General features: G+C 37.3%; 22 protein-coding genes. 9 read left to right on the forward strand and 13 right to left on the reverse strand.

From position 1 onward, the window contains the following. Positions 1-49: 49 nt before the first annotated feature. Together BS85_RS0100835 and BS85_RS0100840 are read left to right on the forward strand one after the other, a co-directional pair. Positions 50-265, forward strand: coding sequence for a hypothetical protein (locus tag BS85_RS0100835; protein WP_034550873.1), 216 nt, complete (start codon positions 50-52; stop codon positions 263-265). A 95-nt stretch (positions 266-360) separates the two neighbouring features. After that, a complete protein-coding gene (locus tag BS85_RS0100840) occupies positions 361-654 on the forward strand; it encodes a hypothetical protein (protein WP_156937996.1) in 294 nt (97 codons plus the stop codon). A gap of 32 nt (positions 655-686) precedes the next feature. Here the strand turns inward: BS85_RS0100840 and hemE are convergent, their stop codons facing one another. After that, positions 687-1,700: a uroporphyrinogen decarboxylase gene (gene hemE / locus BS85_RS0100845; protein WP_026943125.1), complete on the reverse strand. Its 1,014-nt coding sequence runs from the start codon at positions 1,698-1,700 to the stop codon at positions 687-689. A gap of 133 nt (positions 1,701-1,833) precedes the next feature. Between hemE and secA the strand changes: the two genes are divergently transcribed. Genes secA through BS85_RS0100860 form a run of 3 tightly spaced genes read left to right on the forward strand, consistent with a single transcriptional unit; the run spans position 1,834 to position 6,532 of the window. Then, positions 1,834-4,389 (forward strand): preprotein translocase subunit SecA, encoded by a 2,556-nt coding sequence (secA, locus tag BS85_RS0100850; protein WP_026943126.1) that lies wholly within the window; start codon positions 1,834-1,836, stop codon positions 4,387-4,389. Positions 4,390-4,391: 2 nt separating this feature from the next. After that, positions 4,392-5,666 (forward strand): ABC transporter permease, encoded by a 1,275-nt coding sequence (locus BS85_RS0100855; protein WP_051604616.1) that lies wholly within the window; start codon positions 4,392-4,394, stop codon positions 5,664-5,666. A 14-nt stretch (positions 5,667-5,680) separates the two neighbouring features. Beyond that, positions 5,681-6,532 carry a radical SAM/SPASM domain-containing protein gene (locus tag BS85_RS0100860; protein WP_026943128.1) on the forward strand — a complete coding sequence of 284 codons (852 nt, stop codon included), beginning with the start codon at positions 5,681-5,683 and terminating at the stop codon, positions 6,530-6,532. A 72-nt stretch (positions 6,533-6,604) separates the two neighbouring features. Here BS85_RS0100860 and BS85_RS0100865 read toward each other — a convergent pair whose 3' ends face one another. After that, positions 6,605-6,787 (reverse strand): hypothetical protein, encoded by a 183-nt coding sequence (locus tag BS85_RS0100865; RefSeq protein WP_026943129.1) that lies wholly within the window; start codon positions 6,785-6,787, stop codon positions 6,605-6,607. 71 nt (positions 6,788-6,858) lie between these two features. Between BS85_RS0100865 and BS85_RS0100870 the strand changes: the two genes are divergently transcribed. The 4 genes from BS85_RS0100870 (at position 6,859) to BS85_RS0100885 (ending at position 12,387) form a co-directional block, all read left to right on the forward strand. Continuing rightward, positions 6,859-8,433 (forward strand): phosphoethanolamine transferase, encoded by a 1,575-nt coding sequence (locus tag BS85_RS0100870; RefSeq protein ID WP_034550876.1) that lies wholly within the window; start codon positions 6,859-6,861, stop codon positions 8,431-8,433. After that, positions 8,433-8,795, forward strand: coding sequence for a diacylglycerol kinase (locus BS85_RS0100875; protein WP_026943131.1), 363 nt, complete (start codon positions 8,433-8,435; stop codon positions 8,793-8,795). The genes BS85_RS0100870 and BS85_RS0100875 overlap by 1 nt, the downstream gene beginning before the upstream one ends. 154 nt (positions 8,796-8,949) lie before the next feature. Continuing rightward, positions 8,950-11,811, forward strand: a complete 2,862-nt coding sequence (locus tag BS85_RS0100880) for an FAD-binding and (Fe-S)-binding domain-containing protein (RefSeq protein WP_026943132.1) — start codon at positions 8,950-8,952, stop codon at positions 11,809-11,811. Between the two features lie 30 nt (positions 11,812-11,841). Continuing rightward, the gene (locus BS85_RS0100885) at positions 11,842-12,387 is read left to right on the forward strand and encodes a gamma carbonic anhydrase family protein (RefSeq protein ID WP_026943133.1); all 546 of its coding nucleotides are present in this window, start codon (positions 11,842-11,844) and stop codon (positions 12,385-12,387) included. Positions 12,388-12,753: 366 nt separating this feature from the next. On the opposite strand, the gene BS85_RS0100890 is transcribed toward BS85_RS0100885, so the two are convergent. The 11 genes from BS85_RS0100890 to pheS all read right to left on the reverse strand — a co-directional run bounded on the left by BS85_RS0100890 (position 12,754) and on the right by pheS (position 26,780). Further along, the gene (locus tag BS85_RS0100890) at positions 12,754-13,413 is read right to left on the reverse strand and encodes a LutC/YkgG family protein (RefSeq protein ID WP_026943134.1); all 660 of its coding nucleotides are present in this window, start codon (positions 13,411-13,413) and stop codon (positions 12,754-12,756) included. After that, complete coding sequence (locus tag BS85_RS0100895) at positions 13,406-14,842, reverse strand: LutB/LldF family L-lactate oxidation iron-sulfur protein (protein WP_156938007.1); 1,437 nt, start codon at positions 14,840-14,842, stop codon at positions 13,406-13,408. The genes BS85_RS0100890 and BS85_RS0100895 overlap by 8 nt, the downstream gene beginning before the upstream one ends. 2 nt (positions 14,843-14,844) lie before the next feature. Next, a complete protein-coding gene (locus tag BS85_RS0100900) occupies positions 14,845-15,582 on the reverse strand; it encodes a (Fe-S)-binding protein (protein WP_026943136.1) in 738 nt (245 codons plus the stop codon). A 9-nt stretch (positions 15,583-15,591) separates the two neighbouring features. Next, positions 15,592-17,235: an L-lactate permease gene (locus tag BS85_RS0100905; RefSeq protein ID WP_026943137.1), complete on the reverse strand. Its 1,644-nt coding sequence runs from the start codon at positions 17,233-17,235 to the stop codon at positions 15,592-15,594. Positions 17,236-17,441: 206 nt separating this feature from the next. Next, positions 17,442-19,025: a phosphoglycerate dehydrogenase gene (gene serA, locus BS85_RS0100910; RefSeq protein ID WP_026943138.1), complete on the reverse strand. Its 1,584-nt coding sequence runs from the start codon at positions 19,023-19,025 to the stop codon at positions 17,442-17,444. A gap of 16 nt (positions 19,026-19,041) precedes the next feature. Continuing rightward, positions 19,042-19,527 carry a hypothetical protein gene (locus BS85_RS0100915; protein ID WP_026943139.1) on the reverse strand — a complete coding sequence of 162 codons (486 nt, stop codon included), beginning with the start codon at positions 19,525-19,527 and terminating at the stop codon, positions 19,042-19,044. Between the two features lie 17 nt (positions 19,528-19,544). Further along, positions 19,545-21,224 carry a 30S ribosomal protein S1 gene (locus BS85_RS0100920; RefSeq protein WP_051604617.1) on the reverse strand — a complete coding sequence of 560 codons (1,680 nt, stop codon included), beginning with the start codon at positions 21,222-21,224 and terminating at the stop codon, positions 19,545-19,547. Positions 21,225-21,289: 65 nt separating this feature from the next. After that, positions 21,290-22,114 (reverse strand): 4-hydroxy-3-methylbut-2-enyl diphosphate reductase, encoded by an 825-nt coding sequence (locus BS85_RS0100925; RefSeq protein ID WP_026943141.1) that lies wholly within the window; start codon positions 22,112-22,114, stop codon positions 21,290-21,292. Further along, on the reverse strand, positions 22,115-23,419 hold the full coding sequence (gene aroA / locus BS85_RS0100930) for a 3-phosphoshikimate 1-carboxyvinyltransferase (RefSeq protein WP_026943142.1): 1,305 nt from the start codon (positions 23,417-23,419) through the stop codon (positions 22,115-22,117). Next, positions 23,416-25,788, reverse strand: coding sequence for a phenylalanine--tRNA ligase subunit beta (gene pheT / locus BS85_RS0100935; RefSeq protein WP_026943143.1), 2,373 nt, complete (start codon positions 25,786-25,788; stop codon positions 23,416-23,418). The genes aroA and pheT overlap by 4 nt, the downstream gene beginning before the upstream one ends. Then, on the reverse strand, positions 25,785-26,780 hold the full coding sequence (gene pheS, locus BS85_RS0100940; protein ID WP_026943144.1) for a phenylalanine--tRNA ligase subunit alpha: 996 nt from the start codon (positions 26,778-26,780) through the stop codon (positions 25,785-25,787). Before pheS ends, pheT begins: the two co-directional genes overlap by 4 nt. Positions 26,781-26,835 lie beyond the last annotated feature (55 nt).

Genomic DNA, 26,835 nt, shown 5'->3' on the forward strand with positions numbered 1-26,835 from the left:
TATTACAAGAGGATTCTTTAAAAATGATTTTTTATTTATGGAAGTAATATTGATATTAATTATAGTTGCTCCTTTTTTCGTTTGTATTGCGGCTTGTATTGGTAGTGGTATTTGGTGGTTTATGTTTGATACTTTTCCTTTTAAAATAACTTTTTTAATATTTTACGCCTTGCTCTTTTTGAAAATAGGCTTTAACTCTATAAACAATTTTAAAGAATCAAGAGCTGTTAAAAACTACCCCATAGAAAATTTAGAAGATAGTTAAACTCCTGTCCTTGCGGGATTCTACCCACTTCGTCATTGCGAGAATACGTGGCATTCGTGGCAATTTATCATTTAAATTTACAAGAATACAAGACAATGAAATCGCAAAACTTGGAAAGTTGCTTGAAACTTAAGATTCCATTGCTTGTTTTTTGTATGCTAGATTTGGATTGCCACGAAACACTGGGTGTTTCTCGCAATGACAAAAAACAAACCATTGCGTCATTGCGAGAAGTTGGCACAACTTCGTGGCAATCTATAATAAAGCCTCCTTTGGGATTCCATTGTTTTTTAAAATATAGAATCGTAAAGCTTGTTTTATGCGAAATAACAGATTGCTTTATCTCTCACCGCTTCGTTCCCCGCAATGACACAGAATCCCCTCTTTAGATTCCACCTTATTGTTATAACAACGCAATAGCCTAGCGATAATTATGGATAAACTCCACAAGCTTGATTGCATTCTCGCGTGGCAAATCCGGAAGCATTCCGTGTCCTAGATTAAAAATATGTGCGGAATCTCGCATTAGCTCCAAAATCTCCCGCGTACCCTCCAACATAGAATCTGCATTATAGATTCTGCACGGCTCTAAATTGCCTTGCAAAGTATATTTATGCCCTAATTTTTCTTTTGCGATTCCAAGCGGTGTGCTCCAATCCACCCCAAAGACATCAAATGTTCCATCTATCTTATCCAAATATCCCGAGATTCCTTTGGGGAATAAAATCACGGGAATATGGGGATATTTTGCCTTAATAAATTCTGCAATCTCCTTGCAATACTTCCACCCAAACTCCAAATACGCACTCTCCTCTAACGCACTCGCCCACGAGTCAAACACCATTACTGCATTCACTCCCGCTTGGATTTGCGATTCTAAATAATGCTTTAAATTGTGCGTAACTTTTGCAAGGATTGCGTGTAAAAACTGCGGATTGGAATACAAAATCTTTTTAGACTTCGCATAAGTTTTGCTCCCCTCCCCCTCAATCATATAAGTTGCAAGCGTCCAAGGCGCACCACAAAACCCAATCAACGCCTTATCTTTAGCCAAATTTTCACGCGTTAGAGAAATTGTATCATAGACATAATTTAATCGCGTGTGCGCCTCATCGCTTAAACTTTCCAAGTCTTTTTGCGATTCTATGGGTTTAGAAAATTTTGGTCCCTCCCCCGCATAGAATCCTAAATCCATTCCCATTTCAAGTGGAACAACTAGAATATCACTAAACAAAATTGCCGCATCAACATTTAAAATCTCCACAGGCTGCAAGGTTACCTCACTTGCCAATTTTGGATTCTTGCAGAGGCTTAAAAAGTCTCCCGCCTCTTTGCGCACCGCCTTATATTCACTTAAATATCTTCCCGCTTGACGCATAAACCACACCGGTGTATAAGGGGTTTTTTTCTTAAAACACGCATCAATAAAAATCATTCTTTTCCTTTATACTATAAAATATTTGTCGCATTTTATCTAAGTAATAGTGCATTTATGATAAAATCCAAGTTTTTTAAATTATTTTAAATACCTTAAGGATTAAAATTTTGATAACCAAAAAGGCTACACAATGATATTTACTCTTGCAAAAAAGATTTTTAGCAGTAAAAATGACCGACTTATTGGGCATTATCGCAAAGAAATTCGTAAAATTAATGTTTTAGAAGAAAGTTATCAAAAACTAAGTGATGAGGAATTAAAAACAGCTTTTAATGCGTTAAAAGAAAGGGTTAAAAGTGCCAAAGACGCTAAAGAGGAGCTTAATAAAGTCTTATATGATTCCTTTGCTATTACGCGTGAAGTAAGCAAAAGAGTGCTTAATATGCGCCATTTTGATGTGCAACTCATTGGCGGAATCGTTTTGCACGAGGGCAAAATTGCCGAGATGAAAACAGGAGAGGGAAAAACACTTGTCGCTACACTTCCGGTTTGCCTTAATGCAATGGTAGGCAAAAGTGTGCATATTGTAACCGTGAATGACTATCTAGCCCAAAGAGATGCGGAGCTTATGCGTCCGCTTTATGAGTTTTTAGGCTATTCTGTTGGAATAATCCTTAGCGGAAATTACGATGAAGCAAACCGCCTAGCCCAATACTCTTGCGATATTGTCTATGGCACAAACAACGAATTTGGATTTGATTATTTGCGCGATAATATGAAATACGACTACAACCAAAAAGTGCAAAAACACCACCATTTTGCAATCGTAGATGAAGTGGATTCCATTTTGATTGACGAGGCGCGCACCCCTTTAATCATCTCTGGTCCCGCAAATCGCACTTTGGATAATTATAAAGCCGCAAATGTGGTTGCTCTTAAGCTTAAAGAAGAAAAACATTACACTCTGGACGAAAAAACCCGCACAATTCTACTTACTGAAGAAGGCGTTAATGAGGCAGAAAAGCTCTTTGGTGTGGATAATTTATATAGTATTGAAAATGCGATTCTAGCCCACCATTTAGACCAAGCACTCAAGGCAAATCGGCTATTCAAAAAAGACAAAGATTATGTCGTGCGGGAGGGCGAAGTTGTTATTGTAGATGAATTTACAGGACGTTTAAGTGAGGGGAGACGCTTTAGTGAGGGGCTACACCAAGCCCTAGAGGCAAAAGAGGGAGTGCAAATCAAAGAGGAATCCCAAACCCTAGCAGACATTACCTATCAAAACTATTTTAGGCTTTATGAAAAGTTAGCAGGAATGACAGGAACAGCGCAAACAGAAGCAAGTGAGTTTTTGCAAATTTATAATTTAGAAGTTGTCTCAATCCCCACAAATATCCCTGTGCAACGTAAAGATTTAAACGATTTAATCTACAAGACAGAAGCGGAAAAATTCAAAGCATTGGTAACAAAAATTATAGAATTACATAAAAGGGGGCAACCGATTCTTGTAGGAACCGCCTCTATTGAAAAAAGCGAAAAAATCCACGATTTACTCCAAAAAGAGAGAATCCCGCATTCTGTGCTAAACGCTAAACAACACGCAAAAGAAGCTGAAATTATTAAAGACGCAGGGAAAAAGGGTGCAGTAACGATTGCAACTAATATGGCAGGACGCGGCGTGGATATTAAAATTGACGATGAAGTGCGCACACTTGGAGGGCTTTATATCATCGGAACAGAACGACACGAATCACGCAGGATTGATAATCAGCTAAGGGGGCGCAGTGGGCGTCAAGGCGACCCCGGAACAAGTCAATTTTATCTAAGCTTAGAGGATTCCTTATTGCGTATTTTTGGAAGCGATAAGATTAAAGGCATTATGGATAAACTCGGACTTGATGAGGGCGAACATATTGAATCTAAACTGGTTACACGCTCTGTGGAAAATGCACAAAAAAAGGTGGAATCTATGCACTTTGAGGCAAGAAAGCATTTGCTAGAATACGATGATGTCGCTAATGAGCAAAGAAAGGCAATCTATCGTGTGCGTGATGAAATGCTAGATCCAAACCATAATATTTCCCACAAGATTATTGAAAATCGCCAAGAAGCCATTACAATGCTTTTGCAAAAAAGTGAAGTTTTTAGCGAAGAAGACGATTTGGGGCTACTTTGCGCACAAGCACAAGAGGATTTCAATGCACTCTTAAACCAAGAATCCTTAAGAGAATATTATAAAGAAAACAACAATTTTGAAGGATATATTGAAACAATCTTAACCCACGATTATGAAGAGAAAATGCAAGTACTAGATGAAAAAACAAGAAGTGAAATTGAAAAACTTGTGTATTTGCAAACATTGGATAATCTATGGCGTGAGCATTTGTATGTAATGGATAATCTAAAAACCGGAATCGGATTACGCGGATACAACCAAAAAGACCCGCTTGTGGAATACAAAAAAGAAAGTTACAATCTCTTTTTAGAACTTGCTGCACAAATCAAATACACTGCTGTCAAAATGCTACAAAAAGTGCAATTAAAACCTGCAATTAAAGAAAATGAAAAAGAAGCGGAAATAGCTCGTCAAAAATTAAACGATTCCACCAAAAGCATAATGGGAGGTAATACAAAGCCTGTGCGCAATGCGCCCTGCCCTTGTGGAAGTGGAAAAAAATACAAAGATTGTTGCGGTAAAAGCGGACCCAAAAGTGGCATACTCGCAAAACATAAGGAATCTTAAATATGCAGTCTGCCCATTCTTTAACTTCAGAATCCTCCAATCAAAACGCCAAGCTCATTTCCTTTTTGGTGCGCAGGTATTTGCGATTCAACAAATCACAACCCTTTATTTCTATTACGGCAATTTTGGCATTTTTAGGTGTATGTATTGGCGTAATGGTGCTAATTGTCGCAATGGCATTGATGAATGGTTTTGACAAGGAGTTTGAACGCAAATTGTTCATTATGAATTATCCTATTACCGCTATTGGTAATGGTTTTGAAGCGGTAGATTCTAACTTGCTAGAGGAAATGGAATCACACTTCAGGCATTTACAATTCAGCCCCTTTGTGCAAATGCAAGCAATCTCCAAAAGAGGACAAAAAATGGAGGGTGCGATGATATTTGGTGTAGATTTTGAACGCGAGAGTAAGCTAAACCCTATTTTTAACACCGCTTTTCAAAACACACAAAAGCACTATCAACAAAATCTTGGCTCACCCTATGAAAATAAGGCATTTGATATAATTGTAGGCAAAACCTTACAACAACAATATGGCTTACAACTCTATTCTAAACTGCTCTTAATTTTCACCCATTTTACTCCAGCAGCAATGAGTTTGACGCCTACAATGAAACATTTTAATGTTGTAGGCGTTTTTGATTCTGGATTGATTGCTTATGACAAAGGATATATCTATACCAATTTAGAATCCCTCCAAACTATCAAACAACTGCCGAGCAATGTATATGACGGAATCCATATTTACTCCAAAACTCCCCAAAAAGATATTGTTGCTCTAAAAGACCATTATCCACAAATGCACTTTGTTGGTTGGTGGGAGCAGAACGGAAACTTCTTTGCCGCCCTTGCACTAGAAAAACGCGCCTTATTTATCGTGCTAATGCTGATTATTCTTGTTGCATCACTTAATATCATCAGCTCCCTTTTAATGACCGTGATGAATCGGCGTAAAGAAATTGCCCTGCTTCTCACAATGGGTGCAAGCACAATGGAAATCAAAAAAACCTTTCTTTATCTAGGTAATCTCATTGGCATTAGCGGAATCCTAGTTGGTGGGATTCTAGCAGCCATTGCCCTCTTTGTCCTTGCAAACTTCCCCATTATCTCACTTCCTGCCGATGTTTATGGAAGCAACAAACTCCCGCTAGAACTCTCTATGGTTGATTTAGCAATGATTCTCATCGGTTCATTTGTGATTGTCTTTCTCTCCTCTTACTATCCTGCCAAAAAGGCAACGCAAATTGATCCCTTGCAAGTCTTGCGCAACGAGTGAGATTCCGCCACTCTATGCGCTTTGAAAAAGTTTTCATAGAAATTACGAATTTCTGCGGGTTAAACTGCACTTTTTGCACCCCAACAAAAGATTCTAAAGAAATTATGCCCTTAAGCCTTTTTGGCAAAATTACTAAAGAGATTCAACCTTATACCAAACTCTGCGCCTTGCATATTTTAGGCGACCCCTTAACACTCCACAACCTTAAGGATTATTTGGATTTAACACAAAATTTAAGGATTGAAATCACAACAAGCGGATTTCACTTAACCCCCCAAAATACCGCCCTACTACTTAATCACCCTAATATCCACCAAATCAACTTCTCCCTAACAAGCGCACTTTACCAAAAAAACAAAGTGAATTTGGATTCCTATCTCACGCCCATTTTGGACTTTTGCGCAATGCACCAACGCATTCAAAGCGAGAAATTCATTAACCTGCGCCTTTGGAATCTCAATGCAACCTTAAGCGCACCGAGCAAAAATACAGAAATCTACCAAGCATTACAAGACTTCTTTCACCTTGATTTGATTGCCCCTATTAAAACGCGCCTAGCCTATAAGATTCATCTTGTTGGTGCGCCCTTTTTTCAATGGGCAGACGAAAAAGCACCACAACAACACAAAGAGGGATTCTGTTATGGTGCGAGCAAGCAATTAGGAATCCTCTGCAATGGCGTTGTTGTGCCTTGTTGTTTTGACACCAAAGGCGCGATTCCTCTAGGCAATCTTAACTCCCAAAGCTTAAACGAGATTCTGCACACGCCACGCATAAAATCCCTCATTCTTGGATTCAAAGAAGGAAAGCGCATAGAATCTTTATGCCAGAACTGCTCTTATCTGCCACAACCCACACAGCAATAAGCAAACCATTGCGTCATTACGAACAAAGCTTTAGCTTTTTGTGGCGTGTGTTGCAAAAGCAACTCACCCGCTCTAGCGCAAATCCATAATGTAGAATCTCACCAAAAAGATTCCCATTGTAAATTTACTTTTTGCAATATTATAGATTGCTTCGGGCAATGCCCTCGCAATGACTGCGATGGATTCGTCATTGCGAGAAACACGCAGTGTTTCGTGGCAATCTATAATACAGAATCTTGCTTGTAAAGATTCCATTTTTGCCCCATTAACACTCCATTAACTCTATTCCCCTATACTTCGCAATTTAAATCACATAAAGGTATTTTATGCACTCTCTTGCATTCTTGAAAATCCCTCCCCTTAAAGTCTCGTGGGCTTACTTTGTCCTAGCAGTTAGCCTCTTTGTTGTCTTGATGAATTTCAATCTTTTTTCCTATCTTTATGGCAATATAGACTTTAAGGACAATCCACTTTTGTTTCTCTCAATCCCTCTTATTTTCTTTGGGCTAGTTTTAAGCGTTTTTTCTCTTACCTTTCTACCCTATTTAAGTAAGCCTTTAAGCATTCTTATCATTCTATCCACCTGTTTAAGTGTCTTTTTTATGTCTAACTATGGCATTATCATAGATTCGGATATGATAAGAAATGTTGTAAAAACAGATGCTAAGGAGGTGGGTGATTTATTCAATGCAAAACTTCTTTTATTTGTTGTTTTTCTTGGAATCCTCCCCACTCTTCTGATTCTTAGTTGCAAGATTGAATACTTTGGAATCAAAGCACACTTCAAGCACAAGCTCCTTTTGCTTTTCCTAGGATTAGCCCTAGCCTTTGGATTCTTTTTAATCCAAACTAAAACCTTGATTCCTTATTTTAGGAACAATGCACAAGCAAGGGTTTATAATGCCCCCTTCTATCAATTCTACTCTGCTTTTAAGTATTTCAAACAAGATTTTTCCAAACAACCAACCTTTTTAACCTTATCCGAGAATACAAAACTTAAAAATCCTCAAGAAAAAAAATTGCTGATTTTGGTTGTAGGAGAAACTGCTAGGGCGGCAAATTATTCGCTTGGCTCTTATACACGCAATTCTGTGAATGAATATATGGAACACGAGGATATTACCTATTTTAATAATTTCTCCTCTTGTGGCACTTCTACTGCAATTAGTGTGCCTTGTATGTTTAGCTTTAATCCACGCAAAGACTTTAAAACCTCTGAATTTCAAGAAAATGTTTTAGATGTTTTGCAAAATATTGGTGTCAATGTTGTTTGGTTGGACAATAATTATGGCTCTTGTCAAGGGGTTTGTAAGCGATTAAACAAAGTCAAACAATTTGATGGTGGCTATGATGTTGTGTTGTTTGAGGAATTTATCAAAGACTTGCCAACCCTAGAGGGAAATAATCTTTATGTCCTGCATTTGCAAGGCTCACACGGACCTGCATATTACAAAAGATACCCGGATAATTTTCGCCGCTTCACGCCCACTTGCGATACAAACGAGCTAAGCAAATGCACACAGGAGGAGATTCTTAACACTTATGATAATACATTGTATTACACCGATTGGATTGTAGAGGAACTTGTTGATATTGCTGCGGAAGTGAATGACTATACAACTGCGGTGCTCTATCTATCCGACCACGGAGAGAGTTTAGGCGAAAATGGAATCTATTTGCACGGAATGCCCTATGCCCTAGCCCCACAGGAGCAAATCCACATTCCAAGTATTGCTTACCATAACAACGCAACCATTAACGCACGCCTCAAGCAATACGGCAACTTTAAGCTCTCCCACGATAACCTTGCACACTCAATGCTAGGATTTTTTGAAACAGAAAGCCCTCTTTATAAGGAATCTTATGATATTTTTAGCGATTCTTTAAAGGAGAATCCATAATGAAACCCGACTATTCCTTTTTTGCAAACACAAAATTCGCACTTCAAGGGGTTTGCGCCCTCTTTAAAAATGAAAAAAGCTTCCGCATAGAACTTTGCATCATCGTTCCCGCATTGATTTTGGATTGTTTTTTGCCACTTTCTATCTTGGAACATTTATTCCTAGCCTTTGTTTTGTTTGTAATTTTAATTGCAGAGGCGATTAATACCGCCATTGAAGCCAATGTGGATCTGGTTACAGAATCCTATGACCCAAAAGCAAAAATTGCAAAAGATTGCGCCTCTGCGGCGGTATTTTTTAGTGTAACTTTTGCGCTTCTTAGCTGGGGAATTTTCTTAGGAAAACTATGGATAGAGGGATAAAATTTACTTTAGAAAAGAATCCTCAAAAATAAGAGTGGGTAAATTTTAAACATTTTAAACAATTCATCATTAAAAAATATAAAATATAGAAAATTATCCAACCATTACACAATAAAAAATGTAAAATATTTATCATCAAACCAATGAGGACAGAATGCAAATCAATAGAGATTATCAAGGTTTTACTAGGGAATGCAAAGAATTCTTGTTTGATACAAAAGACAATGTTAAGCATTACAGAGTCTTTGAGGATTATTTAGAAAGATTCGCCTATGGCATAGATGCTTCGTGCTACCGCTATATTCCAAAACTTATACTAAAGCCCATTAATGAAACAGAGGTTCAAAAAATCATTACCTTAAGCCAACAATACGATATTCCGCTCACCTTTAGAGGTTCAGGTACAAGTTTAAGCGGACAGGCTTGTAGTGATAGTGTATTGGTGGTTTGTATTCACAAATGGCAAACCATTCATCTAACACAAGATTCTATATGGTGCGATTGCGGAGTAATTGGTTCAGAAGCAAATCTCGCATTAAAACCATTAGGCAAAAAGATAGGACCAGACCCAGCAACGATTAACAATGCAAGTATTGGTGGAATCTTTTCTAACAACTCTAGCGGAATGTGTTGCGGTGTCAAACAAAATAGTTACCATACAATCAAATCCATTCGTGTAATCTTAAACGATGGCTACATCTTGGATACTTCAGATGAAAAAAATATGCAGGATTTCTTGCAAACCCATAAAGCATTAGCAGAAAATCTCCTTGCTTTGCGAAAAGAAATGCTAGAAGATACTGCTTTGTGTCAAGAGATTGTGCGCAAATTCAAGATAAAAAATACCACAGGTTATAGTCTAAATGCGCTCATTGATTTTGAGGAAATGAAAGATATTCTAAATCACATCTTTATTGGAGCAGAAGGCACACTAGGCTTTGTTTCTCGTGTGGAGTATTTTACCCAAGAGGATTTTAAATACAAAGCGTGTGCTTTAATCTTTTATGAATCCCTAGCACAAGCCGCAAAGGCGATTCAAGTCCTAGCTGCTAATGATACTATTGTGAGCGCAGCAGAGATTATGGATTATGCTTGTTTGGAGGCGGTGCGTCATATAGAGGGTATGCCGCAAGATTTACAAAAAGTCCAAGAGGGAAACTGCGCACTTTTGATTCAGCTAGAATCCAATACATTCTCCCTATTAGAAAAAAATATTCAAACAATAAAAGAACATTTAGATTCCATTCCTACGCTTTTTGGCTTACATTTTAGTCTTGAAGCTAAAGAACAAGAACAATGGTGGAAAGTCCGCAAAGGTTTGCTGCCCATTTCTGCTGCAACCAAACGAAGCGGAAGCACGGTAATCACAGAGGATATTTGCTTTGAGATTCCTCATTTCGCACAAGGCATTGAAAATATCACCAAACTTTTTAAGCAATATAGCTTTGATGGAATTATTTTCGGACACGCTTTAAGTGGCAATGTGCATTTTATCATCACACCCATCTTAAGCGATGAAAAAGAATGTGCGAATTTTGCAAGTTTTATGGACGCATTGGCGCAAATGGTTGTAAGCCTTAAGGGTAGCACCAAAGCAGAACACGGCACAGGAAGAATGATGGCACCCTTTGTAGAGCTAGAATGGGGAGAGAAAGCTTATGCTATCAATCAAAGAATCAAAAAAATTTTTGATGAAAAAAATCTCTTTAACCCTGATGTTATCATCTGTGAGAATCCTAACATACACATTCAAAATCTAAAACCAGCCAATGCCATAGAGGATTATCTCAATGCTTGTATGGAATGTGGATTCTGCGAAAAAGTCTGCCCAAGCAAAAACTTAACCCTAACACCTAGACAGAGAATTGCAGTTGTTAGAGAAATTGCGCGTTTAAAACAGCTAGAGCATAAAAGCCAACAAGAAAAAGACGAGCTACTAGCCCTTGAAGAGAAGTTTAAATATAGCGTTATTGAAACTTGTGCAACTTGTTCTATGTGCGCCACAATGTGTCCTCTTAGTATCAATACAGCAAACATTGCCACAACTTACAAAAACAATCACTCTGGCGCGTTGGGTAATTTTATAGCTAACCAAGCTTCTAAACACATAGATATTGCAGTAAAACTTGCCCAAACTGCGGTTGATTTTGCACAATTTGGAGCAAAGATTCTAGGGAGAGAAAATTTAAAAAATCTTACCCTTCAATGGAATCAGAAGCTAAAAACACCCTATATCCCAAAGTATATGCCAACCGCTCATTCTTTTGCTTTGCCTGATAAAAATATGAAATCCACACATAAAGTCTTATACTTTAGTTCTTGTTTGAATCGGATTTTTGCCCCCTCACACCTAGCAAAAGACTGGCGACCAATACAAGAAGTTTTTACTAGCCTTTGCAACAAAGCAAAATATGAAATTATTTACCCTAAAAATCTTTCTAAAATGTGCTGCGGAAAAGCTTTCAAGGACTACACACAAAAAAATCCCAAGATGAATCCCATTAAAGAAGTCCTGCAAGATTTATTAAAAGAATCACAAAACGGAGAGATTCCTATTGTATGCGACCATAGTGCTTGTAGTAGAGAAATTTTTGAACAATTAGAAAAACATAAGGAATATAAAAACCTAAAAATTTTTGACATAAGTGTTTTTATATGCGATTTTTTACTCCCACATTTAAAGATTATTCCGCTCAATGAACCTGTGGGAATCTATGCAGTATGCGCTTGTAAAAGGGGAGGCTATGCGGAGTCTATAAAGAAAATTGCAAAATCCTGCACAAATGCTGAAGTCTATGAGCATACACAAACCTATTGTTGTGGCTTTGCAGGGAATAAAGGCTTCAGCAATCCAACATTCAACCAAAATGCTTTGGAAGATTTAGGGCAATACTTTGCTGATAAAAATATCAAACGCTTTTTCGCTACTTCTAGCACTTGTGAGATAGGTTTGAGCGAAAAAACCAACACGGCTTGGCAACACATTGCCTACTTGCTTGATGAAGTAAGTCAGTAAAACAATTTTAATTTAATAAAGGATTACCAAATGTTAATAAATTTTCAAGGAAAAAGCCCAAAAATTGCCTCTGATGTCTTTATAGCAGAGGGAGCTAAGATCATCGGTGAAGTAGAAATTGGTAAAGATTCTAGTATATGGTTTAACTGCGTCTTGCGAGGCGATGAAAACTTTATCAAAATAGGTGAACGCACAAATATTCAAGACTTAACCACTTTGCATATTTGGCACAGACTCTTTAATGAGAAGGGCGAAATAATAGATTCAGGATTCCCTGTCATCATAGGAGACGATGTTACAATTGGACACAACTGCATTATTCACGCTTGCAAGATTGAATCTTGTTGCCTCATTGGTATGCACTCGTGCATTATGGACGATGTTTGCATTGGGGAAAATAGTATTGTGGGAGCTGGGAGCGTTGTAACAAAAGGCAAAAAATTCCCTCCACGCTCACTCATCTTAGGAAATCCTGCAAAACTTGTTAGGGAATTAAGAGAAGAGGAAATAGCCCTCATCAAAGAATCAGCGCAAAATTATGTCCGCTTCAAAAATAAATTTTTAAACAATAAATAAGAATTGTTTAAAAATGAAATTACCGCAATACAAATAAGATTAAAGAATGCAAAAATGTTTTAAAGTTGTTTTGTTGTGGCAGAGATATTATAAAGAATCAAGCAAATTTGCTAGATTATAGATTATTTTTGGCATAGCCCTCGCAATGACGCAAAGTTAGATTCTATCATTGTGAGAATCTGCGCAGTGTATTCGTGGCAATCCGCCAATTTAAGCAGTTAAATAATAAGGGTTCTTGATTGTTTTGTCTTTTAAGATTATTAGGCTAAAAAATCACACACAATTAAACCTTGCTTTGTTGGAAAGGATTGGCATAAGTTAGTTAAGAGGTTAGACGCAAGGGACAATCCCTTGCAAAGATATGTTTTAATAAAGTAGTAAATGCACTTTCTGTGAGCCATGCACTCCAAAAACCGTGATAAGCTCAATATCAGCAGTGCGTGAAGGACCCGCAATAAATAAAATATTACTAGGCAAAACTTCATTTTCAGCTTTGACTAAATTTAAGGCTTCCGCTAGACTTCCGACAACATTTTCTTTCTTTAATAGCATAATACAAAGTGTTGGTGCAAGACTTAGCATTCTAGGTTGAGCGCTAGAAGAATGCACCAATGCAACGCCGTGTGAGCTAATACCAAACTTTGCACGAACAACAGAAAAATCGCTATGGAAAACTTCCGCTCTTAAATTTTCAATTTCTTGATTGAAGCACACTTTTTGCGTTGCTTCAATCTTGTCAATATCCAACCCCAAGCTTTCGCTATAAATCATTTTTTGATAGCCATAACTTTTAACAATCTCGTTAATTTTACTCTCCAAACTACCGCTATCGCATTCCTCTACAATATATTTATTGTCCGTCATTTTGCGCTTCATTTCCTCTAGCTTTTCACCACTTCTTTGGATATGCACCACAGGATCTACACTTGCTTTGTATTCAAAATCTGGCATTTTATGAGCTTTTTTCAATCTCTCTAAAATTTGCCCCTTACTGCGTTGTGAAATCTTTTCAATTCTGCTATTCATAATGCACCCCTTGCAATTCTTGAATCTTTTGATAAAGATTACCCTCCATTTGAGGCAGTTCTTTAAACGCACTCCATTTCTTAATCACAGGCAAAGAATCCTTGAAGCGATGCAATATGCTATTAAAACGATGCGCATTCCCGAGTGAAAATCTCCATAAAGCACCATTGGTAGCAACTTTAGCAAAACCTTGCATACCCAAAGCTTCACTTTTGTTAAACTCCAACATACTAGCACCCAAAGGCGGATTCTCTCCCTGACCGATTTTATTGCTTCGTAACTTTCTAATCAAATCTGCCAATGGAATCTTAACAGGGCAAACCTCGCTACATCGTCCGCAAAGTGAACAGAAACTCAAAATATCGCCCGTTGTATCAATCCCAAAGAGATTTGGACTAATGACTTCGCCAATAGGTCCGGGGTAAATGGTTTGGTAAGTATGTCCGCCGATTTTATCATACACGGGACAAAAATTCATACAAGCTCCACAGCGAATACAACGCAATGCTTCACAATAATCAGAATGTGAAAGCATATCACTTCTATGGTGATCAAACAAGATAATATGCACTTCCTTAGGTCCATCTAAATCACCATTTTTTCGTGGGGAAGTAATGATATTATTGTAAGTTGGGATAAATTGTCCTGTTGCAGAAGGAGTGAGTAAATGCACCATTGTTGCTGCGTCCTCAAAAGTCTCCATCACCTTTTCAATTCCACAAATTGCTACGTGAATTTCTGGGGCTGTGGTACACATTCTGCCATTCCCCTCATTTTCAATAAGCCAAAATGCGCCCTCTTTGCTCATTGCAAAATTGACACCGCTTAAGCCCATTTGTAAGCCCTCAAACTCATCTCTTAGATGCTTTCTTGCGATTGCATTGAGCTTTTCTGGTTCAGATTCTAAAGGAGCATTGAGCTTTTCTTGAAAAATCTTACCCACTTCATAACGATTGCGATGAATCGCAGGCACGACGATATGCACAGGGGTTTCGTGATTGAGCTGCAAAATTAACTCACCCAAGTCTGTTTCAATCGCATTAATGCCCTTTTTTTCAAGAAAATGGTTTAACCCAATTTCCTCACTCGCCATAGATTTACCTTTTAAAATCTTGGTGATATTCTTTTCTTTCATTAATTCATAAACAATCTCACAAGCATCATCACTACCCGAAGCCCAATGCACTTGGATTCCATTTTTTGTGGCATTCTTTTCAAACTCTAAAAGCCGTTCTTCTAGGCTCATAAGGGCATTATTTTTTGCTTGTTGCGCCTTTGCCCTTAATCCCTGCCAATCCTCAAATTTCTCATCAATGATTTTTAAACGATTCCGCTGTAATGTGTGCATAGCAACACTCAAATTATCTCGCATTTGGGAATCATTCAACTTTGTATGCACGATTTGTTCGTGCGAAATTTTGTGCCCTATACTCATAGATTAACCCCCTCCAATCGTTTCAATAAAAATTCATAGAGATGAATACCTTTTGTATCTACTCCTAATTTGCTCATCGTGCCTTGAATATTCAAAAGACAACCTCCATCGCCACTAACGACATATTTTGCACCGGTATTTTGAATATCTTTAATCTTTTGCATTACCATAGCATTAGAAATTTCAGGCTCTTTGACAGAGAATGTCCCGCCAAATCCACAGCACTCCTCTTCAAACTCTAAAGGCACTAATTCTACATTTTTCAAACGCTTAATAAGATTCTTACTTGCGTTAATGCTATTTTGAATCCTTAAGGCGTGGCAATTTGAATGCCAAGTAACTTTGATATTCTCGCCCTTATCCTCATAATCCACATTTAACACATCGTCCAAATATTGACTTAACTCTATAACGCGTCCGCTAAATTCTTTAACCAAATCAAAGTGAGAATCCCCCTTAAAAAGTTGCAAATAGTCGTGGCTCATCATTCCTGCGCAAGAACCACTTGGCACAACAATAGGGTAATCCTCGGGAAATTGTTTAATATTATAAAGCGCAACTTCTTTACTCTCTTTAAAGTAACCCGAGTTAAAGGAAGGTTGTGCGCAACAGGTTTGATTTTTTTTAAAAATCACTTCTACTCCTTCGCGGCGAAGGAGTTTGATTCCGCTTAATACAGCCTCTTGCATAGCTGCTGTTCCTAAACAAGTGGCGAAAAAATAAACCTTTCTCATTACGATTCCTTATTTAACCAAAGGGACAATTTCTGGAATGATAGCTCCAAGCATTGTTGCAATGATAAATGTCCAAATTCCAATCAACAAAATAAAGCCAATAGAATATTTCAATGTGAATTTAAACAAATCGGATTCTTTACCAACTAAACCAACCGCTGCACAAGCAATAGCAATAGATTGCGGAGAAATCATTTTTCCTACAACACCACCCACAGAGTTTGCTGCCAAGAATAACGCCTCGCTAATGCCTAGCTCTCTAGCGGTTACTTGTTGCAATGGACCAAATAGCAAGTTTGCGCTTGTATCACTTCCCGTGATAAATACGCCTAGCCACCCAATCACTGGGCTAAAGAAAGAGAAAGCTTGTCCGGTTTGTGCCAAAGCAGTTCCTAAAGTCGCACTCATTGCAGAATTTTTTGCGATGAAAGCAAATGCAACAACAAGCCCGATAGTAATACAAGGAATCGCCATTTCCTTTAGGGTCTCCCAAAAGCACTCTCCCGCATCATTCGCCTTAATTTTTAGCGTCCAAATTGTCAAAAACGCCGCAAGTAAAATTGCTGTTCCTGCTTGGAGTGCGATAAAGTTAATCGGCAAACTTAATCCAACAGCCTTGCCATTTGGATCTACGATTCCACTTTGGATATTGTTAAACATAATGGTAACTTGCGTATAATCAAAGATTGCGCCCTTTGCAAAGAGTGCCTTAAACCAAGGCTGTGTCCAAATCACAATACAAATAATAAGCAAAATAAAAGGCATCCACGCTCTAACAATCACTCCAAGCTCTAATTTTTGTTGATTAGAGAAATCTTTTTTGTCATCAAGGCGGAAAATATTTTTAGGCTGCCACACTTTTAAAAAGATTGTTGTACAAGCTAGAGAAACAATCGCAGAAACAATATCGGGCAACTCTGCACCCAAGTAGTTTGAGCTAAAAAATTGTGTCCCAGTAAAGCTTACAGCCGCAACCAAAATTGCAGGGAAAGTTTCTTTAACTCCTTTGAATCCGTCCATCAAAAATACGATAAAAAATGGCACAGAAAGGCTTAAAGGCACAAGCATTCTACCCACCATTGCAGAAACCGCATATTGTTCTACGCCCACAAGGTTTGTCATCGCAATAATTGGAATCCCAACCGCACCAAATGCTACAGGAGCGGTATTTGCAATCAAGCAAAGTCCTGCTGCATAAAGGGGTTTTAGCCCAAGCCCTACAAGTAACGCAGCAGTGATTGCAACGGGACCACCAAAGCCGATTGCACCCTCCAAAAAAGAGCCGAAGCAAAAGCCAATCAAAATCACTTGGATTCTATGGTCAGGTGTGATAGAAATAACACTCTGCTTAATCACTTCAAAAGAACCTGATTTTACGCTAAGTTTGTAAAGGAAAATCGCCGCAATGATAATCCAAGCAATCGGCCACATTCCTTGCGCAAAACCCTGCACAAAACTTGCGCCAATCAAAGAGAAAGGCATTCCATAGATAAAAAACGCAATCAAAGTTGCGACAATCACGGTGATAAACCCTGCTTGGTAACCTTTTAGCTTAAACACTAACAAACAAAGCAAAAAGCACAGAATCGGCAAAAACGCCACTACTGCACTTAGCCAAATACTTCCTAACGGATCAACGACTTGTTGCCACATAGTTCCTCCAAAAATTTAATTTAATCTATTTAATTTATTCAAATTTTATTTAAGAACAATTAAAATAATTTATTTTAGGAAAATTAAATCTTCATTTAAGCAAAAAAGTAACATTTGTTAATAAAAACTTCAGTGATTGTAAATAATTTTTAAAAAGTAACCAAAAAATTGCAATGGTATCTTATAGGTTACCATTGCAAAGAATCTTATAACACTACATATTTAATAGAGATGCAAGCTTCTAGGCTAGATAATTCATTTAATACGGCAGACGAAACCGCATCATCTACGATAATTAAGGCTAGTGCTTCTTTACCATAACGTCCTAGACGAAAATCGGCAATATTAATTTGATGCTTTGCTAAAGTTGTGCCGACAAATCCAATAACACCGGGGGTATCATCATTCCTAAACAGAATCATCTTACCTTTTGGCTCAATATCTAATGCAAAATTATTGATATTCACAATTTTTGGTGTTGAATCATTAAATACTGCACCACTCACGCTAAATTCTCCATTTTGAGTAAGCAAAGTAAGTTTGATTTGATTTTTATAAATACTTTGGGATTCTTTACCCTCTAATTTTACTTCAATTCCCCTTTCTTTAGCTACATAAGGCGCATTCACATAATTAACTTTATCCCCAACCGTCGCATTAAGGACTCCAACAAGCGCAAAAGTAGAAAGTGAAGCAAGATAATCCCGAATCTCACCCTCCGCTTCAAGCGTTATGGAACGCACTTCGTCTTTATTGATTTGGATTGCAAAAAATGCCATTTTCTGTACTAATTCCAAATATGCTTTCACAAAGCTTGGTAACTCATTTTCTTTGATTGGTAAATTTAAAGCATTAGGAAAGCTTGAACCCCTTGCAGCTTCTAGTGCTGCTTGTGCCGCTTGAATCGCAATTTTTTCTTGAGATTCTAAAGTATTTGCACCAATATGTGGTGTTACATAAACATTCTTCAAATCCAAAAGCTTATTGGAAATTCCGGGTTCTTTTGCAAATACATCAATCCCAGCCCATCTTATTTTTTTGGATTCCAACGCCTCATAAAGTGCATCTTCATTATATAAGCCACCACGTGCGCAGTTGATAAGAATCACGCCATCTTTCATTTTGGCTATTTGTTCTTTATCAATCATATTAATCGTTTCTTTATTTTTAGGAGTGTGGATTGTAATAATATCACAGCTTAAAATATCATCAAAATTTCTTGTGTATGCAATACCGACATCTGTGGCTTTGGCAGGATTAATATAAGGGTCGTAAGCAACAACTTCCATTTCAAAAGATTTCATACGCTTTCCTACCCTACTTCCGATATTACCAAATCCAATAATTCCAAGCTTTTTATCTTTTAATTCTGTGCCATACCAATCTTCTCTTTTCCACTTGCGCTCTATTTTAAGTTGTGCATTTGCTTCAGGAAATCTACGAATCGCACTTAAAATGTGCGCACAAGTCAATTCTACCGCCGCTATCGTATTAGCAGTAGGAACATTCATTACCACCACACCTTTTTTGCTAGATTTTTCAATATCTACATTATCCACTCCTACCCCTGCACGGACAACAGCACGCAGTTTTGTCGCGGATTCCAAAAAACTTTCATCAACATCTGTTGAGCTTCTAGTAATCGCAACATCTGCTTTATATAACTCTTTTTTCAACTCCTCTTTAGGCAAACTTGCTAGATTAAGCATTTCTATCTCTGCATCTTTTGCCAACAAATCCAAACCGCTTTGATGAATATGATCACATACAATAATCGTATATTTTGACATTTAACTCTCCATTCCTTTAAGTTTTAGATAAAGTATAATTAATTTCGTAATGTTTTAATTTCTCTAACACACTACGAAGGTAATTTTCATCTTCTGTTGCAACAACAAGTGAAATATTTTCACCGATTTTATAATAAGAATACTCTATGTTATATGCGCCAAGCACTTGATTGATACAGAAAAATTGATAATCGTTAATCACCCCTACAGAAACTCTAAAAATTTCTTTAGAAGTCTTCTTTAATTCATTTTCAAAAAGCAACTTAACTTGCAATTCTGAAGCAGGATAAATAAACTTGCGCTCATCTTTTCCTGATAATCTATCAAGCCAATGTGGCATTTCAAAGATTTTAGTTTTATTGCTTTCAAATTGAGCAAGCTCATAGGGGCTAAATTTAGGTAAAGAATACACACTCATTGCATCAATATAATTACGAATCAAAATGAACAATAATATGCAAGTTAAGCAAGAGAAGATTCCAATCAGCATTCTTGTTTGCATATTATTTCCATCTTATCTTATTGAATTTGGTCTTTGATAATATCCCCTAATGTCATTTTATCGTTTGTGCTACTATTGAAATTTTTAAGATTTGCTTTTTCCTTTTGCTTCTCTAATCTACGCACAGAAACACGAATCCTATTATTTTCTGCATCAATGAGAGAAATTACACCATTGATTGTATCCCCTATCTTAATTTCTTCTTTTTTTAGTGGATATAAATCCTCATTGCGGATAAGAGCGTCCATTTCATCATCAATTTTGATAAAAACACCGAAATCTTTAATGTCTCTAACCAAGCCAACCACCGCATCGTCCATAGAGTGTTTTTTAGCAAACTCTTCTACAGGAGAAGTGATTAACCCTTTGCGTGTAAGAGAAATGCGCTCTTTTTCTCGGTCAATTTTGGCAATTTTAACTTCAATCGTTTCGCCAATTTTCATCAAATCTTTGCATTTCTCATTTTTATTCCAATAAGCATCTTCATTATGCAACAAACCATCAATACCATCTAATTTCACAAATGCACCAAAATCTGTTAAAGTGGCTACAACACCTTTGAGCATTTCTCCTTCTTTATGTTTCTTGGCAAATTGCTCAAAAGGCTTATCAAGCAATTTTTTAAGAGAAACTCTTAATCGGCGGTCTTTTGTGTCAATCTCAATGACTTCCACATCAATTTCTTGCCCTGCTTTCAAAAACTCTTCAGGGTTTTGGATATTTTTATTCCAAGAAATTTCAGAAATATGCAAGAATCCCTCAATATCATTACCCAAATCAACAAACACACCATAGGGTTCGATGTTACTTACCGTTACTTTAATCGCATCGCCTACTTCCAATTCATTTTCAATCTCTTTCCACGGATCATCTGTTGTCGCTTTAATAGATAGAGCAAGACGTCTTTTATCCTTGTCGTAATTCAAAACTTTGACAGGAACTATATCCTCTTCTTTATAAAGTTTAGAAGGATTCACGGGTCCTTTGTAACTAATCTCTGTGTAATGAACTAATCCTTCTACACCCTCTACATCAACAAACATTCCAAAGCTTGTAATCTTCTTAACCTTACCCTGCAAAACGCCATCTTGCTTTAATAAATTGTCAATGGCATCTTTTTTTACGGTGCTTTCAAGCTCAAATAGACGCTTACGCGAAATTACTATGCTATCTTCTTCGGGTTTTACATTGATGATACAAGCTTTAATCTTTTTACCCTCATTTTTGCTTCCCTCTTTAAAAGCTGCTGCAAACTTTGGCATAAAAAATTCAATCCCATTATTTTCAACAACATATCCACCTTTGTTTCGCTTGGTTACAATACCCTCTACAATTTTGTCTTTATAATCTTCACCCAAATCTTTAATGTATTGTCGTATCTTCTCTCTACGGATTGCTTTCTTGTGTGAGATAATCGGTTGCTCATTACGCTTACCGATAATCACAATCGGCAACAAATCCCCTTCTTTAAATAACAACTCGCCCTTAGAGTCCTTGATTTCATCAATGGGAATAATGCCTTCTTTTTTCTCGCCCGAAACTGCAATAATTACTTGGTCGTTTTTAATTGCTACAATTTCACCCTCTGAAACGCTCTCGCTCCCTCTTTTTTCAAATTGTTCAAACATTGAAGCGAAGTCTTCATTGTCGTCAATTACTATCTTTTCTAACTCGTGTGTGTTAATTCCAACAGCCATCTGTGCCCTTTTTAAAAAATAAAATCCTTTAATTCTACTAGAATTTGCCTTTTAAAAGTATAAAATTAATAATTTTCAATGGTTTTTACTATTTTATCAATGATCCAATTGGGCGTAGAAGCCCCTGCACTCACTCCACAAGTCTCTTTCCCTTTAAACCACTGCGCATTTAATTCCGAAAAATCCTCAATCAAATAGCAATCCTCACAATGTTCTTTGGAAATGTTATATAACTGCTTCGTGTTAGAAGAATTTTTCCCTCCCACAATCACCATTACATCTACTTCTTTGGCTAAATTTCTCGCAGAATCCTGATTATCAAAAGTTGCATTACAAATTGTATTAAATACTCTACATTCCGAGCAATTACGAATTAAGTAATTGGCAATTTCTAAAAATAATTCAATATTTTTAGTTGTTTGCGAGATAAGTGCTACTTTTTCCGCTAATCTAACCCCTTTTAATGTCTCCAAGCTTTCTATTACCAAAGGATTATTTTGGCAATAGCTCATTACTCCTTTTACTTCTGGGTGCTTTATATCTCCAAAAATAACAATCTGATAACCCTGTGTGCTCATTTTTTCGCAAATTTCTTGAGGTTTTGTTACAAAAGGACAAGTCGCGTCCGTAATGTTTGAGGTTTTTTCTTTCAATTTTTGTAAATCATGTTTTGGAATTCCGTGTGTGCGAATAATCACTTCAGCATTTTGTGGAATCTCCTCAATATTTTCATTGACAATCACATTGAAATCCTCTTTTAAGCGGTTGATTTCTTTTGCATTGTGAATCAATGGACCAAGAGTGATACCATTTGGCTTACTTTCTGCAAGTTTAATAGCGCGTTTAACCCCAAAGCAAAATCCATAATTTTTGGCTAATTTTACACGCATTTAATTCCTTTGAATTGTTGTAATGGAGGACAGAATCTCTAAAAAGTTAGGAAAAGAAATATTAATATATTCTGCATTTTCAATCTCCATTCCACAAACTAGCCCCGCAATCGCAAAACTCATCGCGATTCTATGATCTCCAAAGCTAGAGACACAAGATTTTTGTAACTCTCCCCCAACAATCTCAAAGCCATCTTCTAGCTCACTCGCTTCAATACCGCAAAGTTTAAGATTATGCACCACTGCTTTGATTCTATCTGTTTCTTTCACTCGTAGCTCGTTTGCATTACAAACACGACTTGTCCCCTTAGCACAAGCCATTGCAACCGCAATAGCCGGAATTTCATCAATCAACCACGCAATATTTTCGCTCACATTTACCGCTTTTAATGTATTAGGCGCAACAATCTCAATATCCCCGATTCTCTCATAAGTTTCAGAAGTTACCTTGAATTGAATAGAAACTCCCATTTGCTCTAAAATTTTAAAGGCTTCAATACGCGTTTTATTTAGCAAGACATTGCGCAAGACACCCTGCGCATTGGGAGCAATTGCGATAGCTAAAGCAAAGAAAAATGCACTAGAAGGGTCTGCTGGAATCTCTATATTTAATGGGTTTAATTTCCTACCTTGCAAAGATGAAATCTCTATTTTAATTTCCCCATTTTCCAATGTTTTGGATTCTATTTGCGCACCCATACCCTTTAAAATTTTTTCACTATGGTCGCGACTAAGTTCTATTTCAGAATAAACAGAATCGTCTTGCGCAAAAAGCGCACTTAGAATCATTGCGGATTTAACTTGCGCACTTGGAATCTTACTTGCATAATGGAATGGCTTTAGTTTTTCGTTGCCTAGTACAACCAAAGGAGCAAAATTCGCATCTTCTCTGCCTATGATTTGTGCGCCTATACTTCGCAAAGGGTCTGTTACGCGTTTCATTGGACGCTTATTTAGATATTCATCTCCACTTAAAACAAAGATTCCTTTTTGTGCGCTCAAAAGCCCTAAATAAAGGCGAATTGCTGTTCCTGCATTCCCACATTCCAAAATTGCATTTGGCTCACAAATCTTGCTAGGCGGAATCAAGCGCAAACCTCCTTGCTCCCTTTCCACAATTAAGCCTAATTTTTGAGCAATTTGCAATGTGTTTAATGTATCTTCACCCTCCAAATAATTGCGCACAAAACTTGGTTTATCGCTTAGGAGTGAGAAAATAGCGCAACGATGAGAAATAGACTTATCTGCCGCAATCTTATCCGTATCTAGCGTAAATGTTTTAACTCTATCTACTTGCAATTTCATCTTAATTCCACATTAAATTCTGTTTTAAGAATTTCTAAAATCTGATCCATCATTGCAGTAATATCCTTTTCTTCTAATGTTTTGGATTCTGATTGCAACTCAAAACGAATCGTCAAACTCAATTTATCCCCCAAAGATTCGTCTTGATAAATATCCAGTGGATAAAATCCAATCACATCGGATAAATTCAATTTATGAATAGCCGCCTTTAGCTTATAATATGGAATCTCACGATTCAAGACCACACTTAAATCGCGTTGTGCTTTTTGAAACTTGGAATATGTTTTTGCTTTGGGTAAAGCTTTTTTCAAAGAATCCAAAGAAATTTCACATAAATAAGTGCAATCTAACCCCAACTCTAAAGCAACCTGTGGATGCAAAGTTGCTAAGATTCCAATCTCTTTACCATTTTGCAAAACCTTTGCACATTGTCCGGGGTGGAAAAGACTAATTTCGCTTTGGAATGCTTCTAGGGTAAATTCTCCAATCACACGCGCAACCCTATCGCAAAATTCAAAGTAATCCCCTCTAATACCTTTGGCATTAGGGTAACGCTCTTCTCTGATAAAACCACTTTGCAAAAATGCCATTTTTTCACTTTGATTTCGCCATTTATCATACACTGCACCTATTTCGCTTAAGCTGATTGCGCAAAATCCGTTATTGCGATTCTGCTCTGCTGCGCGTAAAAGTCCAAGCAACAGAGTGCTACGCAAAGTGTTTAAATCTTGAGTAATAGGATTCACTAGCTCTAATTGACTTCCCAATAGAGGGAATCCATATTGTTGCAATTTCTCTTTGCTCTCAAACAAAAAATGCACCACTTCATTAAAACCAACTCCAATAGCCCTTTGCGCAAGATTTCTCCTAAAACGATAAAGCCTTAAAGCGTCATTTGTTTGATCTTGTTGCACAAACACCAATGGAGTGCTTGGAACATTGTCAATACCATAAAAACGAATAATCTCCTCTGCAACATCTTGGAATCCTAAAATATCGTGACGAAATGTTGGGGGAGTAGCAACGATAAGATTTTCATCATTAGAAATTTCCACCTTAAATTCTAAAGCCCTCAAAAGATTAACTACTTGCAACCTATCTATTTCTACCCCTATAACACGCGATAATAATGGAATCTCTATGGTGATGGATTCTTTGGATTGTATGTCCAAAAGCTCTTGCGTATCATTATATACCACAGAATCGTTGTCAGCAAATAAATTCAAAAGCACAGATAACCCCATCTGTAAATCCGTATTGCTTCCACGCGAGGAATATGCAAACATTTTTTCATCTATTTTAGGCTTGGATTCCATTACTTGTTGAGAGATGACTTCTGGCGGAATATAACTTGCCTCCAAAATAATAAATTCTCTCTCTTTATTATTCAAACGAGTTGTGCTAGAGGGATTCTCCATATATCCTCTAATACCAATTGTGGATAATTTTTTATCCTCTTGGTAAATACACTCAAAACCTTGTGAATCCTTCTTGAGATTCAGCACTACTTTTCCATTTTTATCCTCTAATTGACAAAAATCCTGCAAATAAGCGTTTAAAAGAACCCCACTAAAAAGCGTCCCAAAACATAACGCATTGCCTAACCAATCTTTGCACAATCTTTCATTATAAGCTAGAAACAAAACAGCACTTAAAGGCAACACAAAAGGCTTAGCCTCAATCACCTTAAACAATAAAGAAGTTTTATGTTTCTCACTTGCTACAACTTGCAGCACTCTCCCGATTCCGGGAGCATTTTCAGATATTTTTGGCATAGGACACAAGGCTTTGCGCTCAAGCTTTAATGCAACACTCAAATCTCTAGCAATGCCAAGCAAACTCATACAATCGCCACGATTAGGAGTAATAGAAACCTCATAAACCTCCTCATTAAAACAAGGATATTCACTCAATTCTTTACCGATAACCAATTCTCCAATGCTTGAATCAAGCTCTACGATTCCGTCATTAACTTTTGGGAAGCCTAATTCTGTCGTTGAGCATAACATACCGCAACTTTCTATCCCTCTAAGATTTGCTTTTTTGATTGTAATTTCAGGAAGCTCTGCCCCCTCTAGCGCAACAGCAACATAAATATCTACTCTCGCATTGGGTGCGCCACAAACGATTTGCCGCACTTGATATTCACCCTCTTTTTCCTCAATAGCAACTTGACAGACATTAAGTTTCGTTGCATCGGGGTGCTTTTGGCATTCAAGAATTTTACCCACAACAACTTTTTGGGGTGCAACTTTTTTCTCAAAGGATTCTACTTCCAATCCTATCTTATTTAAAACTTTACAAATCTCCTCGCCCGAAATATTTTCTATCGGTAATATTTGATTTAAAATACTGCGTGTAAAAATCATTTAAATTGCTCCAAAACTCTTAAATCACTCTCAAAAAATGCTCTTAAATCTGGCACACTAAACATCAGCATAGCAAACCTCTCCACACCTAAACCAAAGGCGTATCCACTGACATTTTCATAACCCACTGCCTTAAAGACATTATTATCTACCACTCCACAACCTAGCACTTCCAACCAACCCGTATGCGAACAAACACGACACCCCGAGCCTTTACAGAAAATACAACTCATATCCACTTCTGCGCTTGGTTCTGTAAAAGGAAAGAAGCTGGAGCGGAATCGCACTTTCACATCTCCAAACATATATCTCAAAAAATCCTCTAAAATAAATTTGAGATTTGCAAAACTCACAGAATCCTTACCCTGCTCTACCACCAAGCCCTCCACTTGATGAAACATTGGCGTATGTGTCAAATCATAATCGCAACGAAACACGCTTCCCGGACAAATCATACGAATTGGTGGCTTTTGGGATTCCATTGTGCGCACTTGCACAGGCGAAGTATGGGTGCGCAACAACTTGCCATCTTTGAAGTAAAATGTATCTTGCATATCCCTTGCGGGGTGATATTTGGGGAGATTCAATGCTTCAAAATTATGAAAATCATCTTCCACCAAAGGTCCAACATTGAGTGAAAAATTCATTCCCACAAAATATTCTACAATTTTGTCTAACATTAGCATTACAGGGTGATTTGCTCCCTTTTGAGAGCTTGGGCTAAAGAGAGAAACATCAATTTTTTCTGCATTGAGCTTTGCCTCAAGCTCCTTTAGCCCTAGTTGCTCTTTTTTATCCAATAGAGCTTTTTCAAACCTCATCTTTAGCGCATTAAGTTCTTTAGCCAATGCTTTTTTTTCGGATTCCTCGCAAGATTTTAGCGCGGCAAATCTCGCAGTTAAACTCCCCCTTTTTCCCATTACAAGAATACGAATCTCCTCTAGTTCCGCAGTGCTTTGCGCATTATCAATCTTAGAAAATATTTCTGTCATCTCATTCCAATCTTGTGTAAAATAATTTTGAGATTGTATTGTAAATTTTTATTTA

This window comes from Helicobacter rodentium ATCC 700285, from assembly GCF_000687535.1.
GTDB lineage: Bacteria > Campylobacterota > Campylobacteria > Campylobacterales > Helicobacteraceae > Helicobacter_D > Helicobacter_D rodentium.

Bases quoted from the DNA above. Each gene is read 5' to 3' on its own strand.
- pheS (WP_026943144.1), bottom strand. From the start codon at position 26,780: ATGACAGAAATATTTTCTAAGATTGATAATGCGCAAAGCACTGCGGAA.
- BS85_RS0100915 (WP_026943139.1), bottom strand. From the start codon at position 19,527: ATGCAAACAAGAATGCTGATTGGAATCTTCTCTTGCTTAACTTGCATA.
- BS85_RS0100865 (WP_026943129.1), bottom strand. From the start codon at position 6,787: ATGGAATCTTTACAAGCAAGATTCTGTATTATAGATTGCCACGAAACA.
- BS85_RS0100870 (WP_034550876.1), top strand. From the start codon at position 6,859: ATGCACTCTCTTGCATTCTTGAAAATCCCTCCCCTTAAAGTCTCGTGG.
- BS85_RS0100840 (WP_156937996.1), top strand. From the start codon at position 361: ATGAAATCGCAAAACTTGGAAAGTTGCTTGAAACTTAAGATTCCATTG.
- BS85_RS0100860 (WP_026943128.1), top strand. From the start codon at position 5,681: ATGCGCTTTGAAAAAGTTTTCATAGAAATTACGAATTTCTGCGGGTTA.
- BS85_RS0100905 (WP_026943137.1), bottom strand. From the start codon at position 17,235: ATGTGGCAACAAGTCGTTGATCCGTTAGGAAGTATTTGGCTAAGTGCA.
- BS85_RS0100920 (WP_051604617.1), bottom strand. From the start codon at position 21,224: ATGGCTGTTGGAATTAACACACACGAGTTAGAAAAGATAGTAATTGAC.
- BS85_RS0100885 (WP_026943133.1), top strand. From the start codon at position 11,842: ATGTTAATAAATTTTCAAGGAAAAAGCCCAAAAATTGCCTCTGATGTC.
- serA (WP_026943138.1), bottom strand. From the start codon at position 19,025: ATGTCAAAATATACGATTATTGTATGTGATCATATTCATCAAAGCGGT.
- BS85_RS0100880 (WP_026943132.1), top strand. From the start codon at position 8,950: ATGCAAATCAATAGAGATTATCAAGGTTTTACTAGGGAATGCAAAGAA.
- pheT (WP_026943143.1), bottom strand. From the start codon at position 25,788: ATGATTTTTACACGCAGTATTTTAAATCAAATATTACCGATAGAAAAT.
- BS85_RS0100890 (WP_026943134.1), bottom strand. From the start codon at position 13,413: ATGAATAGCAGAATTGAAAAGATTTCACAACGCAGTAAGGGGCAAATT.
- BS85_RS0100875 (WP_026943131.1), top strand. From the start codon at position 8,433: ATGAAACCCGACTATTCCTTTTTTGCAAACACAAAATTCGCACTTCAA.
- BS85_RS0100925 (WP_026943141.1), bottom strand. From the start codon at position 22,114: ATGCGTGTAAAATTAGCCAAAAATTATGGATTTTGCTTTGGGGTTAAA.
- aroA (WP_026943142.1), bottom strand. From the start codon at position 23,419: ATGAAATTGCAAGTAGATAGAGTTAAAACATTTACGCTAGATACGGAT.
- BS85_RS0100855 (WP_051604616.1), top strand. From the start codon at position 4,392: ATGCAGTCTGCCCATTCTTTAACTTCAGAATCCTCCAATCAAAACGCC.
- secA (WP_026943126.1), top strand. From the start codon at position 1,834: ATGATATTTACTCTTGCAAAAAAGATTTTTAGCAGTAAAAATGACCGA.
- hemE (WP_026943125.1), bottom strand. From the start codon at position 1,700: ATGATTTTTATTGATGCGTGTTTTAAGAAAAAAACCCCTTATACACCG.
- BS85_RS0100900 (WP_026943136.1), bottom strand. From the start codon at position 15,582: ATGAGAAAGGTTTATTTTTTCGCCACTTGTTTAGGAACAGCAGCTATG.